This window comes from Dyella silvatica, from assembly GCF_026283955.1.
In the GTDB taxonomy this organism is placed as follows: Bacteria; Pseudomonadota; Gammaproteobacteria; order Xanthomonadales; family Rhodanobacteraceae; genus Dyella_C; species Dyella_C silvatica.
In genome coordinates this window covers 24,140-40,399 of record NZ_JAPDPE010000037.1, presented here as the reverse complement: position 1 = coordinate 40,399, position 16,260 = coordinate 24,140, and the positions used below count along the sequence as shown (strand labels likewise).

The 16,260-nt window shown below is 60.7% G+C and carries 16 protein-coding genes; 10 read left to right on the top strand and 6 right to left on the bottom strand.

From position 1 onward, the window contains the following. On the bottom strand, positions 1–442 hold a 442-nt coding region (locus OUZ52_RS09465), incomplete at its 3' end, for a P-loop NTPase (RefSeq protein ID WP_266158139.1). A 146-nt stretch (positions 443–588) separates the two neighbouring features. Between OUZ52_RS09465 and OUZ52_RS09460 the strand changes: the two genes are divergently transcribed. Continuing rightward, positions 589–1,053: a DUF2147 domain-containing protein gene (locus OUZ52_RS09460; protein WP_266158138.1), complete on the top strand. Its 465-nt coding sequence runs from the start codon at positions 589–591 to the stop codon at positions 1,051–1,053. Positions 1,054–1,178: 125 nt separating this feature from the next. Here the strand turns inward: OUZ52_RS09460 and OUZ52_RS09455 are convergent, their stop codons facing one another. Genes OUZ52_RS09455 through OUZ52_RS09445 form a run of 3 tightly spaced genes read right to left on the bottom strand, consistent with a single transcriptional unit; the run spans position 1,179 to position 3,803 of the window. Continuing rightward, positions 1,179–1,985 carry a DeoR/GlpR family DNA-binding transcription regulator gene (locus OUZ52_RS09455; RefSeq protein WP_266158137.1) on the bottom strand — a complete coding sequence of 269 codons (807 nt, stop codon included), beginning with the start codon at positions 1,983–1,985 and terminating at the stop codon, positions 1,179–1,181. Next, on the bottom strand, positions 1,978–2,664 hold the full coding sequence (locus OUZ52_RS09450; RefSeq protein WP_266158136.1) for an HAD family hydrolase: 687 nt from the start codon (positions 2,662–2,664) through the stop codon (positions 1,978–1,980). Before OUZ52_RS09450 ends, OUZ52_RS09455 begins: the two co-directional genes overlap by 8 nt. Further along, on the bottom strand, positions 2,661–3,803 hold the full coding sequence (locus OUZ52_RS09445; protein ID WP_323135331.1) for an MFS transporter: 1,143 nt from the start codon (positions 3,801–3,803) through the stop codon (positions 2,661–2,663). The genes OUZ52_RS09450 and OUZ52_RS09445 overlap by 4 nt, the downstream gene beginning before the upstream one ends. Positions 3,804–3,994: 191 nt before the next feature. On the opposite strand from OUZ52_RS09445, the gene OUZ52_RS09440 reads away from it, so the two are divergent. The 5 genes from OUZ52_RS09440 to nth are packed head-to-tail and all read left to right on the top strand — an operon-like array spanning position 3,995 to position 8,726. After that, positions 3,995–4,534, top strand: a complete 540-nt coding sequence (locus OUZ52_RS09440; protein ID WP_266158135.1) for a metal-dependent hydrolase — start codon at positions 3,995–3,997, stop codon at positions 4,532–4,534. Between the two features lie 44 nt (positions 4,535–4,578). Next, a complete protein-coding gene (gene metG, locus OUZ52_RS09435) occupies positions 4,579–6,681 on the top strand; it encodes a methionine--tRNA ligase (RefSeq protein ID WP_266158134.1) in 2,103 nt (700 codons plus the stop codon). A 4-nt stretch (positions 6,682–6,685) separates the two neighbouring features. Beyond that, on the top strand, positions 6,686–7,453 hold the full coding sequence (locus tag OUZ52_RS09430) for an alpha/beta fold hydrolase (RefSeq protein WP_266158133.1): 768 nt from the start codon (positions 6,686–6,688) through the stop codon (positions 7,451–7,453). Positions 7,454–7,494: 41 nt separating this feature from the next. Beyond that, entirely contained in the window at positions 7,495–8,094 is a 600-nt protein-coding gene (locus OUZ52_RS09425; RefSeq protein WP_266158132.1) for an RnfABCDGE type electron transport complex subunit B, read from the top strand. Further along, positions 8,091–8,726: an endonuclease III gene (gene nth, locus OUZ52_RS09420; RefSeq protein WP_266158131.1), complete on the top strand. Its 636-nt coding sequence runs from the start codon at positions 8,091–8,093 to the stop codon at positions 8,724–8,726. The genes OUZ52_RS09425 and nth overlap by 4 nt, the downstream gene beginning before the upstream one ends. Before the next feature lie 79 nt (positions 8,727–8,805). On the opposite strand, the gene OUZ52_RS09415 is transcribed toward nth, so the two are convergent. After that, positions 8,806–10,317 (bottom strand): SulP family inorganic anion transporter, encoded by a 1,512-nt coding sequence (locus OUZ52_RS09415; protein WP_266158130.1) that lies wholly within the window; start codon positions 10,315–10,317, stop codon positions 8,806–8,808. Between the two features lie 10 nt (positions 10,318–10,327). After that, entirely contained in the window at positions 10,328–11,008 is a 681-nt protein-coding gene (locus OUZ52_RS09410) for a carbonic anhydrase (protein WP_266158129.1), read from the bottom strand. Between the two features lie 424 nt (positions 11,009–11,432). Between OUZ52_RS09410 and OUZ52_RS09405 the strand changes: the two genes are divergently transcribed. The 4 genes from OUZ52_RS09405 to OUZ52_RS09390 all read left to right on the top strand — a co-directional run bounded on the left by OUZ52_RS09405 (position 11,433) and on the right by OUZ52_RS09390 (position 15,747). Continuing rightward, positions 11,433–11,612, top strand: coding sequence for a hypothetical protein (locus tag OUZ52_RS09405; RefSeq protein WP_266158128.1), 180 nt, complete (start codon positions 11,433–11,435; stop codon positions 11,610–11,612). A gap of 317 nt (positions 11,613–11,929) precedes the next feature. Next, complete coding sequence (locus tag OUZ52_RS09400; protein WP_266158127.1) at positions 11,930–13,351, top strand: porin; 1,422 nt, start codon at positions 11,930–11,932, stop codon at positions 13,349–13,351. Between the two features lie 342 nt (positions 13,352–13,693). Next, positions 13,694–14,359: a response regulator gene (locus tag OUZ52_RS09395; RefSeq protein WP_266158126.1), complete on the top strand. Its 666-nt coding sequence runs from the start codon at positions 13,694–13,696 to the stop codon at positions 14,357–14,359. Beyond that, the gene (locus OUZ52_RS09390) at positions 14,356–15,747 is read left to right on the top strand and encodes a sensor histidine kinase (RefSeq protein WP_266158125.1); all 1,392 of its coding nucleotides are present in this window, start codon (positions 14,356–14,358) and stop codon (positions 15,745–15,747) included. Before OUZ52_RS09395 ends, OUZ52_RS09390 begins: the two co-directional genes overlap by 4 nt. The last annotated feature ends 513 nt before the right edge of the window (positions 15,748–16,260 follow it).

The window sequence follows — 16,260 nt, the reverse complement described above, 5'->3', positions numbered from 1 at the left end:
TGATGCCAAGCATGCGGGGTTGGCTGGGGCCGTAAATATCCGCATCCAGCACGCCGACCTTGGCCCCTTCGGCAGCCAGCGCCAGCGCCAAGTTGACCGACACGGTGGATTTACCCACGCCGCCCTTGCCGGAGGCGACCACGATGATGTTCTTCACCTGGGGCAACGGCGCCAGGGTGCCCTGCACCTTGTGTGCGTAGATGCGGCTACCGATCGACACCGCGGCCGCGTCAATCGCCGCGTCGGCCTGCAACACCTGCCTGGCCCGTGCGGCCAGGGCATCGATGGCCCCGCTGGCGGGGTAACCCAATTGGATATCCACGGAAACCCTGGCGCCATCCACGCCAATCGCTCGCACGGCCTCAGCCAACGGCGCACCGGTGTGGGGGTCGGTCACATCGCCAAGAAGGCGCCGGACCAGGGCTTCACTCGCCTGTGTCATGTCGTATCGGTATATGAAGAGGGGGAATGCGCATTATGCCAGTGCGCTGGCCCAGGCATGCCCGGCACGGTTGCGCGTTGCAGCTTGACGCCTCCGCCAAGCCTCGTCAGGCTCGGACCATACTGTTCCGTACAGAGGAGGGCACCATGAAGTCATCGTTCCGCTTAGCCATCATCACTGGCCTGTTGCTGGGCACCAGTGCGGTGTATGCCGCCGTCGACACCCCCGTAGGCACCTGGAAAACCATTGATGACGAGACCGGCAAACCCCGCTCGATCGTGGAAATCACCGATCACAACGGGGAGTTGCAGGCCCAGGTGAAGCAGGTTTTGAATCGGACGCCCGAAGAAATCGCCAAAGATGGCGAGCACCCGACCTGCAAAAAATGCGATGGCGAGCGCAAAGACCAGCCGATCGAAGGCATGGTCATCATGTGGGGCGTGAAGAAAGACGATGATATCTGGGATGGCGGCCTGATTCTCGACCCGAAGAAAGGCAAGACCTACAAGGTCAAGCTCACCCTTACCGATAACGGTCAGAAGCTCGACGTGCATGGCTATATCGGCTTCTCCCTGCTGGGCCGCAGCCAGGTCTGGGAACGGCAGCAATAATCTACCGCACTGCGGCCGTTACTGCGGCGGCAGCGCCAAGCCTGGGCTTGTCCAACGGGGCGATCGATCGGCCGTGTCGTCGCCCCGTTGGTTTTTCAGTTTTGCCACGCCTGGCGACACCGGCCTCAGGCGACTGCGTCCGCTCGATGCACCGTTACGTTATGCGCAGCAAACGCCGCCCGAACAGCCTGCTCGACGTCGTGCTCGACCACCAGGTGTTGCACGTCGTCGATGCCGGCAACCCGATGCATCGCCGTCGCGCCGAGCTTGTCATGCGTCACCGCGACAACGGTCTCGCCACTGGCCTCGATCATCGCCCGCTTCAGCAATACCTCTTCGCTATCGAAACCCCATAGCCCGTCGTCGGCGTCGATGGCACACGCACCAGGAAAACACAGGTCGGCACGCACGCGCTGAATTTCCTGCACGGCTTGGGCACCGATGGCAGCGCCGATACGCGCATTGATCCGGCCGCCAATCAACAGGATTTCGAAACCTTCGCGTTCGGACAGAATCTGCGCGATTTCCGGCGAATTGGTCACCACGGTAAGACCAAAATGTTCGGACAAGGCGGAGGCAATCGCCGCATTGGTCGAGCCGGAGTCGATCATCAGCACCTGTCCTTGCCGCACCAGCGTAACCGCTTTGCGCGCCAAGGCCAGCTTGCGGCCGGTGTGCTCCTGGCGGCGCTGCTTGAGTGGCGTAGAGATCGCCGGGGCGGGTAGCGCACCGCCATACACACGCTTGCATAAGCCCTGCGCCGCCAGCTCGCGCAGGTCGCGACGAATCGAATCCTCCGACACATCGAACTCGGCCGAGAGTTCTGCCGCGATCACTCGACCATGACTGCGCAGGCGGTCGAGTATCCACTGCTGCCGCTCTTGCGGCATCGCCTCAGACGCATTCACTTTGCCGACATTCGGCTTAGCCATCAGAACTCACCCCCAGCGGAACCTTCTCATCATGCAGGCCTGCGGCTAGCAAGCCTAGACCAGTCAGCTCATGGCGCAAGCTCACTGCATCGCGAAACAGCAAGGCATGCAAGCCCTGTTGTGCGGCAGCCTCTACGTTACGCGGCGCATCGTCGATATATACGGCACGCGACGGGTCGACCTCATAGCGCGCCAACAAGCGCTGATAAATCGCCGGATTCGGCTTCATCATGCCCTCCTGCCCGGAGACCACAATGCCTTCGAAAGTATGCAGGAAGGGATACAACGCCCAAGCGATGGGAAAAGTTTCCTGCGACCAGTTGGTCAATGCATACAGGCGCACGCCGCGCGCACGCAGCTCTTCGAAGATCGCGATGCTGTCGTGCATCAGCCCGCCAAGGGTCTCTACCCAACGCTCACGGTAAGCCCGGATCAAGGGGGCATGCTGCGGAAACTCAGCGCTCAGCGTCTCGATTGCCTCGCTCCAAGGTCGCCCTGCATCTTGCTGCTCGTTCCAATGCTGGCTGCACACCTCACGCAGGAAGTGCTCCATCGCCGTCTCGTCATCGAACAATTGGCGATAAAGATGTCGCGGGTTCCAGTCGATCAACACCCCACCAAGATCGAAGATCACCGTATCCAGCGTGCTTACCTCGACTGCTTTATTTATCACCGTCATGAGCGCCTCACGATGTTGGCGGCCATCGTCACCAGTAACAGCAAACCGGCGACCACGACCAAAGCTGCTTGCAGACTGCTGGCATGGGCCAGCAAGCCGATGAAAGCCGGGCCGCTGAGCAATCCGGCATAACCTAGCGTGGTTACCGTGGCGATCGAAATCGCCGGCGGGGTCCCTGACAACCGGCCTGCCGCGCTGAACATCACCGGCACAATATTCGACGCACCCAAGCCAATCAGTACAAAACCGAGCAGCGAGAACGCCGGCCACGGCAGCATAGTGGCGAGCAGGAACCCCATCGCGGCGGCACTGGACCCCGCACGCACCGCCCAAACCGGGCCCAGGCGTGCGATGACCAGGTCTCCCGCAAATCGCCCTAGCGCCATCGCCACTGAAAAAAACGCGTAGCCCATACCCGCTGAGGCAGCAGCAAAACCATGCACATCGCGCAGTAATACCGCGCTCCAATCCAGCATCGAGCCCTCGGCCAGAAAACTGATAAAGCACAGCAGGCCAAGCAGCAGCACCAGCCCTTGTGGCATACGCAAGCTGGCCTTGGCAGCGTTTGTATCCTCGACCTCGCTTAGCAAGCTGCCGTACTGAGTGATCACCACGCCCACCTGCACCACTGAAATCGCCAAGGCACACATCCACAGCGGGCACCCCAGCGCCAACAGCAAACTCATGCTTGCCGCGCCCGCCAGGCCACCGATGCTGAATAGCGCGTGGAAACCCGACATCAGCGCCCGGCCATCGCGCCGTTCCACCTCGACGGCGTGTGCATTCATCGAGACATTCAGCGCCCCAAGCGCGACCCCAAAATAAAGCAGCCCGGCGACCAACATCACAGTGCTCGACGCCACCGCCAACATCGGCAAGGCCAGGCTGAGCAGCAAACCGGCAATGCCCATCACCCGGCGATTGCCATACTGATGCGTCAGCCAGCCCATCAATGGCATCGACACCATCGAACCGCCCCCCAAAGCCAGCAGCACCAGACCCAGCGTCGCGTCATCCAGCCCAAGCCGGGCTTTGGCATACGGCACCATCGGCGCCCAGCCGGCCATGCCGATGCCCGAGATAAAGAACATCAAACGGGTCGCCCGGGTGGCCGGGGCAAGTGGCGGACTTTCGGACAAGCAGGCTTCGTTTGCGGCATTCACGGCAGGTACGCCCATCGACAGAACGTGCATAAATGTAAATCAACAAGCACAAACATGCAATATCACGCACCAACAGGTGCAAACAAAGCCACCCAGTCACCCAAGCACCAGCCATTTGCCTGCCCGATCACGCATGCTTCGCGTCCCCTGGAATGGAACTCCCGCCGATGCCAACCATCATTTCTCACGCTGTCGTACCGCTCTTGCTCGGTGCCGCGGCGGGCAAACAACGGATCAGCCGCCGTCTGCTTGCGGCCGGAGCCATCGCGACGATGCTGCCCGACGCCGATGTGCTGGGCTTCAAATTCGGCATCAGCTACGCCGATGCCTTTGGCCACCGAGGCGCCAGCCACTCCATCGCCTTTGCGTTGTTGCTGGGCCTGTTTGCCGCACTACTGCATCAGCCGTTGCGAACGTCGGCGTGGCGAGCCTTCGGCTTTGTCGGTCTGGCCGCACTCTCGCATCCGCTGCTGGATGCGCTCACCAATGGCGGCCTCGGGGTCGAGCTGGGCTGGCCGCTCGACCTGCATCGCTATTTCTTCGCGTTCCGGCCGATCGAGGTTTCGCCGATCGGCGCCCGCTTTTTCAGTGCGCGCGGCTGGGCGGTGATTCAATCGGAGCTACTGTGGATCTGGCTGCCTGCCGCCTTGCTCGCACTGCTGCTGTGGTCATGGCCAATTCATCGCGATAAGCACGGCCAAGCCTGACCTCGCATGCAATAATCGCCAGCCCTGCCACCACCATCGAAACCATGTCCCGCCGACTCCTCGTTACCAACGCCCTGCCCTACGCCAACGGCCCGCTGCACATGGGTCATATGCTGGGTTACATCCAAGCGGATATCTGGGTGCGTGCGCGGCGAATGCAGGGTAACGAGGTGATCTACGTCTGTGCCGACGACGCGCACGGCACGCCGATCATGCTCGCCGCAGAAAAAGCCGGGCTCTCGCCGGAAGCCTTTATCGCGGGCATCCGCCAGGGCCACGAAGCCGACTTCGCCGCATTCGGCGTCGCCTTCGACCACTATCACACCACCCACTCCGACGAAAATCGCGAGTTGGCGTCGATGATTTATCTCCGCCTGCGCGATGGCGGCTTTATCGCGCGCCGTGATATCCAGCAGTTGTTCGATCCGGAAAAGGAAATGTTTCTGCCGGATCGCTACATCAAAGGCACCTGCCCTAAATGCGGCACCCACGACCAGTACGGCGACAACTGCGAAAACTGCGGTGCCACCTATGCGCCTACCGACCTGATCAACCCCTATTCGGTGATGTCTGGCGCTACACCGGTGCTGCGCGACTCAGAGCACTACTTCTTCGAGCTGAGCAAATTCGAGTCGTTATTGCGTGACTGGTTCGCAGGCAGGCGCACCGATGGTGCGCCGGTGGCTAACAGCGGCGTCGTGGCCAAATTAAAAGAGTGGCTGGACGGCGGCCTGAAGGACTGGGACATCTCGCGTGATGCGCCGTACTTCGGCTTTCCGATCCCCGACGCACCGGGCAAGTTTTTCTACGTGTGGCTGGATGCGCCCATAGGTTACCTCGCCAGCTTCAAGGCGCTATGCGATCGCAGCGGATTGAGGTTCGATGATTTCCTCGCCGCCGACAGCAGCGCTGAGCTGCATCACTTCATCGGCAAGGACATCATCAATTTCCACGGCCTGTTCTGGCCCGCCATGCTGCATGGCGCGGGCCTGCGCACGCCGACGGCCCTACATGTCAACGGCTACCTGATGGTGAACGGCGCGAAGATGTCCAAATCGCGCGGCACCTTCATCATGGCCCGCACCTATCTGGATGTCGGTTTGCATCCGGAATTCCTGCGCTACTACTTTGCCAGCATGCTGGGTGATGCGCCGACTGACGTCGATCTCGATCTCAAGGCTTTCGAGGACCGGGTCAATTCGCACTTAATCGGCAAATGGGTGAACATCGCCAGCCGCACGGCCGGCTTCGTACACAAGTTTTTCCATGGTCGCCTCGCGCCGAACTTCGATCACGAAGAAGCCGCGTTGTGGCAAACCTTGCAGACCCACTACGACGACGTCGAGGTGCTTTATCGCGACGGTGACTTTGCCGAGGTCACCCGGCGGTTCGTGCTGATTGCCGATATCGTCAACGGCCATATCGCCGCCAAGGCGCCATGGGTGCTGGCCAAAGACGAGAACCGTCGCACCGAGTTGCATCAGGTCTGCTCGTTCGCCCTGGCTGCTTTCCGCCTGCTCGCCGGCCTGCTCAAGCCGATACTTCCGGCCACGGTTGCCGCTGCCGAACACTTCCTCGCTGCACCCATCGCTGATTTCGACGATGCCCGTGCCGAGTTGCACAGCCACACCATCAACCCCTTTGAACCCTTGCTCAACCGGATTGACCCGAAGCTTATCGAGGCCATGGTTGAAGCCTCCAAAGAATCATTGGGCGGCCCCGCCGAAACGCCACCGCCCGCCAAGAAAAAAACCAAGGAATCCCGCCAGACCATGAGTGAAGTGAGCACCACTAACGCCACCGCTGGCGAAGCCAGCGTCATTGGCATCGATGATTTTGCCAAGCTCGACCTGCGTGTCGGCAAGGTGCTGGCCTGCGAGTTTGTCGATGGCTCGGACAAGCTGCTGCGCTTTGAACTGGATGCTGGCCCGCTGGGCAAACGGCAAATTTTCTCCGGCATCCGCTCTGCCTACGGCGAGCCTGAAAAACTGATCGGCCGCAATATCGTATTTATCGCCAACCTCGCGCCGCGCAAAATGCGCTTCGGCCTTTCCGAGGGCATGATTCTTTCCGCAGGCGATGGCGGTGCCGATTTGTTCTTGCTGGATGCGGATCAGGGAGCGGCACCGGGCGCCACCGTCCGTTGATCGCGTGAACACCGTCGAGCCCACACTCGTGCTGATGCCAGGGCTCGACGGTAGCGGGGAGCTGTTCGAATCTTTTGAAGCCCTGCTACCCGCGGAGCTGGCCCGATGCCGCATCAGCTATGCGGCATCGCTGCCTGCGGCGATCGATGCTTATGTCGAGCACGTGCAAGCCCAGCTTCCCGCGCACGGCCCGCTTATCGTTATCGCCGAGTCGTTCTCCGGCCCCACGGCGATACAGCTTGCGCAGCAACTAGGTAACCGGCTGAAGGCGCTGATCCTGTGCGCATCCTTCGCCAGCACACCGCACCCGCTCACGAGCTTGGCCAGCCGGCTACCGGTTTCGTTACTGGCACCCATAAAAAAGCATCGTCAGCTGTTACGGCAAACCTGCATGGGTACGCAGGCCCCCGCCAGTGTGGTCGAACGCTTGTCGCAGACACTGCAACACCTGGACGGCCGCATCATTCAGCAACGACTTCGATTACTGGCATCGATTGACTCGACCCGGCAGTTGCAGGCTTTGAACCTGCCCATGCTATTGCTGCAAGCTACTAACGACTGGCTGGTCACCACGAAAGCACAACGCCAACTTGAAGCGGCGGCGCCACGGGCGCAAATTATACGCATCGCGGGGCCGCACTTTTTGCTGCAAGCGCTCCCTGAAATTTGCTGGCAGCGCATTCAAACATGGATGAAACAGCATGCCCTTCTATCAAGGCCTGATGACCTTCCGACCGCATCGGGCCCTTTGAAAATGTCCCACTCTCCGTAAGCAGCTGAAAAGCGCATCTGATCAGGCCGATTTATTTTCAAATGAATGCCCTCGTCGAACACATCGACGCCTTGCTTCCTCAGACTCAGTGTGAGCACTGCGGTTACCACGGCTGCCGCCCTTACGCGGAGGCGATCGCGCGCGGCGAGGCAGAGATCAACCAATGCCCGCCAGGTGGTTTGGCCGGCATCGCCAAGCTGGCCGAACTATTGAAGCGCGCGCCGATGCCATTGAATCCCCAGCATGGCGTCGAGAAGCCGCGCACCCTGGCCCGCATCATCGAGGCCGATTGCATCGGTTGCACCAAATGCATTCAGGCCTGCCCGGTCGACGCCATCGTCGGCGCAGCCAAGCTTATGCATACCGTGATCGTTGACGACTGCACCGGTTGCGAGCTGTGCGTCCCCGCCTGCCCGGTCGATTGCATCGTGCTCGAACCGATGCCGATGCCCCATAGAGACCAAGAGCATGCCGACGCCGCACGCCAGCATTTTCAACGCCGCGAGGCGCGCCTGGCCAGCGAACGCGCACAGCGCCAGGCAGAACTGACCGCACGCAAAGCCGAAGTGGGTGTGCAGGTAAACCCCGTGCTCGCCGCACTGGCTCGCGCAAAAGCCAAACAACAGGAGCCCAAGCCGTGAAGCGAGCTGATATCGTCGAGCTGTTTACCCGTTTGCGCGAGATCGACCCGCATCCGACTACCGAACTGGACTACACCACGCCGTTTGAACTTCTGGTAGCGGTGGTGCTGTCGGCGCAGGCCACCGACGTCGGTGTCAACAAGGCAACGCGCAAGCTTTATCCCGTCGCCAATACACCGCAGGCGATGCTCGATCTCGGCGAAGACGAGTTGAAGCGCTACATCAGCACCATTGGCCTGTTCAACGGCAAGGCCAAGAACGTGATGGCGCTGTGTCGCATCCTGCTCGAGCAATACGGCGGTGAAGTGCCCGATACACGCGAGGCACTCGAGGCACTTCCCGGCGTCGGTCGCAAGACAGCCAATGTGGTGCTCAACACCGCCTTCGGCGTGCCGACCATCGCCGTGGATACGCATATTTTTCGCGTTTCCAATCGCACTGGGCTGGCGCCGGGTAAAGACGTACGTGCCGTTGAAGACAAGCTGGAGAAAGTCGTCCCCGCGCAGTTCAAACAGGATGCTCATCACTGGCTGATCCTGCACGGCCGTTACGTATGCAAGGCGCGCAAGCCCGATTGTCCGCAATGTGTCATTAGCGACCTGTGCCGCTACAAAGATAAAACCGCGGCATAAAAAAATCCCTCCCGCAGACTGGCGGGAGGGACGATGCAACATTCCGATAAGTGCCGGGCATCATGCCCGGCAACCGTCATCAAGCGGGGCGTTTCACGCCTTCGACTCTTAGCTCCAGCTCCTGCCAGTCGACCACCAGTTCACAGCCCTTGGTCGAAGCGTTGCGACTCCAATCGCGCAGCAATTCCAGGCACGCCTGATCCACGTGATGCAAGCGATCCATCACCAACTGCAGCCGAGTGTTCGGCGGCACACGTTCCAGGGTGCGCGCCATCGACGGCACCTTGAGGAAGGTTGCCGAGCCCTCGAGATGCAGCGATGCATGGCCTGGCTCGTCATGATGATCCAGATCCACTTTCAGGCGCGATGACAGCAAGGCCAGGCGGAACAGCGACAGCGCAAAGCCGATCAACACACCGGCCAGCAAATCCGTCGCGACAATGGCAACGGTCGTCGCAACGTAAATCGCGGCGGTACCTTTGCCATAAATCGCAAGGCTTTTGACCTGTTTGAAGTTGATCATCTTGACGCCGGTGTAGACCAGGATACCGGCCAGGCAGGCCACCGGCGTCATCCGCATCAGCCACGGCAACAGCATCGCGAACACCAGGATCCAGCCGCCGTGCATGATGGTTGCCATGCGCGTTGCCGAACCCGCCTGCACATTGGCCGCACTACGCACAATCACGCCGGTCATCGGCAATGCGCCCAGAAAACCGCAAAGCACATTGCCGACGCCTTGCGCAGTCAACTCACGATCGTAGTTGGTGCGCGCACCATCGTGCATGCGGTCGACCGCGGCCGCGGAGAGCAAAGTCTCGGCACTGGCGATAAAGGCAAAGGTAATCGCCGCGACAATCAACGACGGCTCAAGCAAGCCGCCGAGACTGGTCAGACTAGGCAGGGTGATGGCAGCGAACAGGTTGGATGGAACATCGACCTTGTTCACGTTAAGCCCGAACGCTTGCACCGCCGCGGTCAAGGCGACCACCGCAAGCAAGGCACCCGGCACAAAGCGCAGCTTGGCTGGACGCAATTTCTCCCAGCCGAGCATGATCGCAATGGTTCCAAGGCCAACCATCATCGCCGTCAAGCCCGTACCCTCACCCGAGAACGCGGTGCGGAGGGCTTCAGGTAACGCAATGAAGTTTTCCAGGCCGCGCGCCTTGGGCAAGGCGTCCAACATCACGTGAGCCTGCGAGGCCACGATAAGCACGCCGATACCCGAAAGCATGCCCGCCACCACGGCGGGCGAGGTCATGCGAAACCAGATTCCGGCACGGCTCAAACCTGCCGCAATCTGGATCACGCCTGCCAACAACACTACCGGCCCTAAAGCGACAATACCGTGCTCGCGCACCAACTCGAATACCAGCACCGCCAAGCCCGCCGCCGGGCCACTGACCTGCAACGGCGACCCAGCAATAGCACCCACCACCAGGCCACCGATGATGCCGGTGATAAGCCCCGTGGCCGGCGGCATCCCCGACGCAATAGCGATACCCATACATAGCGGTAACGCCACCAGGAACACCACTACCGAGCCGAGAAAGTCACGGCCAAACAAACCATGTGAAAAATACGCACGCATAAGTGCCTCCTCAGGCTGCAGCAAGCGCTGTAGCAAAACGGGCATGAGGTGTTGCGTTGGGCACGTCTGGATTGCTCGGGTCGATCATCACGAACTGACCGTTGGTGGCATCGAAAGCACTCAGGCTTGCCTGGGCAATATCGTAGATCCAGCCATGGATACTGAGGCTGCCATTGGCCATCGCCGCGGCGACTGCCGGCAAGGTGCGCAAATGCTCCAGCTGTCCGACCACGTTTTCCTCGGTGAGGCGACGCAAGCCATCCGCGCCGTGCAGGCCCGCGCTGTTTTCGGCAACCACATACCGAGCCACATCCGCGTGCTTAAGCCATGCTTCAACTGACGGCATGCCCTTGAGCTTGGCCGGATTCTGCAGCGCTTTCATCGCACCGCAATCGGAGTGACCGCAGATCACGATATGCCGCACTTCCAGTGCTTTCACCGCATACTCAATCGCCGCGACCACACCGCTGACATGCTGTGCGTACGGCGGCACGATGTTGCCGATGTTGCGATAGACAAACAGGTCACCGGGCTGCGCTGAAAAAATCATTTCAGGCATCACGCGTGAATCGGCGCAGGTAATGAACAGAGTATGCGGGCTCTGTCCTTCGGCGAGTTTCTCGAACAGCTCGCGCTGCTCCGGATAAACCTCGCGACGGAAATAGTCGAAACCTTCGATTAGACGTTGCATGGGTACGTACTCTTCATAGACGAAAAGAAAGGGCTAGACGAACCCGAAAGTTCGCTGGCGAAAACGCTGGGTATGAGAACGACTGGTAAGCCGCGGCACATGAGAGTGCCGCCATGGTCGTTCGTAACAAGAAGCCGTATGAGGCTGAGCGACGGAAGCCAGTCGCAGCTCACACGCAAAGTCGCGTTAAGCGATAGGAGGGCGCAACTCGAGAGATACGCGGCCGCTGCTCAACGGCGGGATGAGTTCATCCAAGGCCGCTGGAGGGAATACAAGCAGGACAAGTTCAAACAATTCACGATGATCGACGTGATCATCGACACAGGTGTTGTCATCCACCGAGCACGGATTCTGCGTGTCATCACGCTCACCACCGGCGGGATCAGGCTCACCTGGAGCCTTCGAGGCGGCATGCATTTACGCCGTGCAACAAGTTCACCGCAGCAACTTTTTGCGACGCGCCGCTTGCGCCCAAAGACATGCTCGTCAGCATCAGCACACCGAGCAGGCATGCGAGGCTGAGCAGCAACTTTTGGCAGGTGCGATGAAAAAGCATGAGCTTGAACTTAGTATCTTTTCGCTGAAAAACAAGTATCTCGGATGAAAAATCTTAACCGGTTAAGTCTGAATACGATGTTGTCATGTTGAGGCCACCGTCGCCGTGGTGGCAGAAACATCGCATCGTCACAATGCTGTCACGAAGCTTACGTACGGTTCTGCCCAAGGCGAAATCGTAATTTATTGCGAAACAACGCGTTAGCGATTGCCGCCCCGCGTTACCCCCGAACATCGGCCGGCTGCCCGAGATATCAGGGCATCGCGACTGGGCGGCAGATGCCGCTGTCACGACAGCCACTGACGACCGTGTTTATTCAGCCTGTCGGCTTGCCTCTCTCATCACGATGGTCATACCCACCACTTATGAAGAAAAAAACCCTAGCGACCATGCTCTGGACCATGAGTGCGACCGCTACCGCGGAAACCTCGCCCGCCGCCATCGATTTCTATGTGGATCGCAAAACCCAGCAGATCTTTGCTGAGCCAGGCCCGGGCCGAGTCAAACTAGGCACCTTTGTGCAGGTCGACGAAAAACAAAGCACCACGCAGCCCAGTGCGACTCCCGCCATTACACCGCCGGCTGCCGGCGCCGCCCCGCGTAGCGACCTTGTTGCCGCCAGTGCCCTGCCCGCAAAGAGTATCGACAAGAAGTGGTACGACCGCCTGTCCCTGCGCGGCTACACCCAGCTGCGCTACAACCATGGCATCGGTGGCGATGCGTCGTCCCTGCGCTCGCCCGGCGACCGCTTCATCGGTGACAACCAAAGCTTTGGCATTCGCCGCGCACGCGTCGTGCTCAGCGGCGACTTGAACGAGCAAGTGTCGCTTTATCTGCAACCCGATTTCGCCAGCACGCCTACCGGCTCAAGCACCTCCAACTTTGCGCAATTGCGCGATGCCTATGCCGATATCTATTTTGACAAGCAACGCGAGTTTCGCCTGCGCGCGGGTCAGTCCAAAGTGCCTTACGGCTGGGAGAATCTGCAATCCAGCCAGAATCGGCTCGCCCCGGATCGCGCGGATGCGCTCAACTCCGGCGTCCGCGATGAGCGGGATATCGGCTTGTTCTTTTACTACACGCCAAGCAAGATCAAGCAGCGATTTCAGGATCTGGTGAAATCCGGCCTGAAAGGCAGCGGCGATTACGGCGTCGTCGGTTTAGGCGTCTATAACGGCCAAGGCGCCAATCGTTCGGAGAGCAATAACAGCCTGCATACCGTGTTGCACTTCACCTACCCGTTCCAGTTCGCCAACGGCCAGTATCTTGAGGTGGGCGCCGATGCCTACAGCGGCCGCTTCAAAATCGCCACGCCCACCGCCATCACCAGCCAGGGCCGTACCTTCACTCCGGTCGATACCTCACCAGTGCAAGGCTCAAAAGACCAGCGTGCCGCCGTGCATGCCATTTACTATCCGCAGCCGTTCGGCTTGCAGGCGGAGTGGACCGTAGGCCGAGGCCCGCAATTGGACCTCAGCAAAGGTACGATCAGCACGCGCCCACTGCGGGGCGGCTATGTGCAGGCGATGTACAAAATCGATCACCACGCCTTTGGCACCATCATCCCTTACATCAAATGGCAAACCTACAAAGGCGCCTCGAAATTCGACACCAACGCGCCGCGCATGCTGGTCAACGAAACTGAAGTGGGCGTGGAATGGCAGCCCTCATCGGTGCTCGAAATCGCCGTGGCCTACGCCAATATGCGCCGCACCCGGGTCAGTACCGCACCCTACAACACCGTTCGCGGCGACCTGCTGCGCTTCCAGCTGCAGATCAATTACTAAGCCTGAACGGGGTCGACAAAGCCACCATCATCATCTAGCTGGCAAACAACCGAATCATCGAGGCCTTGCCCCCGGAACCCACCGCCGGGCAGGATTTTTAGCCCCGCTGGCATCGATGCAGGCCGTCACCAGCGGGCCTGATGCCGTTTGACCGCCATCCAGACCGCCTCCCTACACTAAGCCCACACCCATTCGGGGCAGATCAAGCCTATGCTCGACCTCGTGTGCCGCCATCGAAACCCGACGTAAGTTGGATTTAAGCCTTTGCGGTGATGATGGTGATGGAACTGGATCGCTTGGCCATGACGGCCATCGCATTGGCTAAGCAACAGGTGACCTGACATGCACATCATGCTGGTGGAGGACGACGCTCAACTGGGTGAGGCGATCCGGCACGCGCTGGAACAGCAGTCGTATGCCGTCACCTGGCTGCGCGACGGCCGCGAGGCTGCATTGGCATTACGTGACCAGCCTGCCGATCTGGTCTTGCTCGACCTGGGCCTGCCCGGCCGCGACGGCCTGGATGTGCTGGCTGAAGCTCGCCGCCAGGGCGTGAAAACACCGGTCCTGGTCATGACCGCACGCGATGCCTTGGAAACGCGCAGTCGCGGCCTCGATCTCGGTGCCGACGATTATCTGGTCAAGCCGTTTCATCTGGGTGAACTGGCCGCCCGCATCCGCTCGCTGACCCGGCGTGCGCAAGGCCTGGCCGACAGCCTGGTCGAAGCCGGCGGGCTGCGCTTGAATCTGGCGACGGCCGAAGTGGAGTTTCGCGGCAAGAACATCGTGCTCACGCGGCGCGAGTTCGCCTTGCTGCGCGTGCTGATGGAGCGCGCCGGGCGTATCGTGCGCCGCGAAAGCCTGGAGAACTCGGTCTATGGCCTGGATACCATCGTCGAGAGCAATGCCCTGGAGGTGCAGGTGCACTGGCTACGCCGCAAACTCAGCGCCGACGTCATTCACACCGTGCGCGGCGTGGGCTACATGATTCCGCGGGAGCCCAAGTGAGCCACGCCAGCCTGCGCACCCGCCTCACCTTGTTGATCATCGCGGTAATGATGGCGGTGCTGATTCCGCTCGGCGTGCTCAGCTACCGGCGCGAGCTGCGCGAGATGAACGAATTGCTCGACGGCCGCCTGGCGCAGGCCGGCCGCACCCTGGGCGTACTGATCGAACATAGCGGCGCCCTCGTAGCCGCCGATCCGGCCAGCGGCAATACGACGCCCGCGCAACTGCGCAATGCGGTGATGGTGTCGGTGCGCAACCGCAACTACGAACCCGAGGTAGGCTTCCAGGCCTACGATCGACAGATTCACCTGTTGCTGGCGACCGACAATCTGGCCGACCTGCCGGCGCCAACGGCAGAAGAACGCGGCTTTCGCGACCTCACCCGCGACGGCCATCAATGGCGCACCTTCACTTTGCAGAACCGGGCCGGGCTGGTCATTCGCATCGGCGAGCGCTACGACAACCGCCAGGACATCACCCGCGGCCTGATTCTTGAGCATGGATTGCCCTTGTTGATCGGCTTGCCCCTGCTGGCCCTGCTGGTGAGCTGGGCGGTCTATCGCGGCCTGCGGCCGTTGAATCTGCTCACCGCCCAATTGGCCGAACGCACCCCCGGCAGTCGCCAGCCCATTGCCGCAGATAAGACACCGCGCGAAATCAAGCCGCTGATTGTCACCTTGAACCAGCAATTGGAGCGCCTGGAAGATGCGCTGGAACGCGAGCATCGCTTCAATGCCGATGTCGCTCACGAGCTGCGTACGCCCCTCGCCGCCACGATGATCCACCTGGAAAGCGCCGCGCTGGCTAAAAGCCCGCTGGATACCGACTTCGGCTTGAAGAGCGCGCAGCAAAGCCTGGCCCGGCTGGCACGCCGCATCGAACAGATTCTGGCGCTGGCGCGGCTTGAAGCCGGTGCCGCCTCGCAACAGCAGACGCGACTCGATCTCATCGCCATCGCTACCGAAGTGATCGAGGAACTGGCGCCGATCATCGCCGAGAAAGACATCGCGTTCGGTCTCGTACATGACTTGCCGCATTTGTATGTGCTCGGTCACGAGGTCGCGCTAACATCGATGTTTCGCAATCTGATCGAGAACGCGCTGCGCTATGTCTCCGAGGGCGGCCAGGTCGAAGTCATGCTCGATCGCACCGGCACGGAGGCGCTGATCGATATTCGCGATGATGGCCCGGGCATTCCGCCGGAGCGCCGTGCGGCGGTGTTCGATCGTTTCCATCGTGAGGCGGAGGGATCATCGCGCGGCTATGGCCTGGGGCTGAGCATTGTGCAACGTGCGGCGCAGTTGCACGGGGCTGAGCTTGAGTTGCGGGAGTCGGCGTTTGGGCATGGGTTGCATGTGCATATTCGGTTGGCGTTGGCGGAGGGATGAGGTTTTTGTTGGGTTCTTGAGTTGACTTGCCTGCGTCGGGCTTGTTTATTTGCGGTGATAGCGCGATCTGGCTAGCCTGCGACGAGCGTTTAGCTTGTTTGATGTGGTGTCGTGACCTGGCTCGCCTGCGGCGGGCTTTCGAACCCCTGCCGGGGTCCGAGTCACTTTCTCTTGAGTGGCCAAGAGAAAGTAACCCAAGAGAAGGCCATCCCCGCTTGTCGCCCTTCGGGTGCGTGACGGCTGACCGGGCTTTTCGACAGGGCGTCCTGCCCTGACGAAAAGGCATTGGAGTCCATGCCAATGCCCCTGCGGGCCTGATCGTCCAGCCCTCACCGACGCACAGGGGACTTGAAGGTCAAAAGCCACGGCAAGGGCAAGGGCAAGGGTTGCAGCAGCGGCAATAGCGGCGTGCTCTGTTTGCCTCAATTCTTGGGCTTGCGGCGTTAGCCCCTCCCCCTACTTGCAGGGGGAGGCTGGGAGGGGGGCGGCCCGGCAGCTGAAGCATGGTGGCAA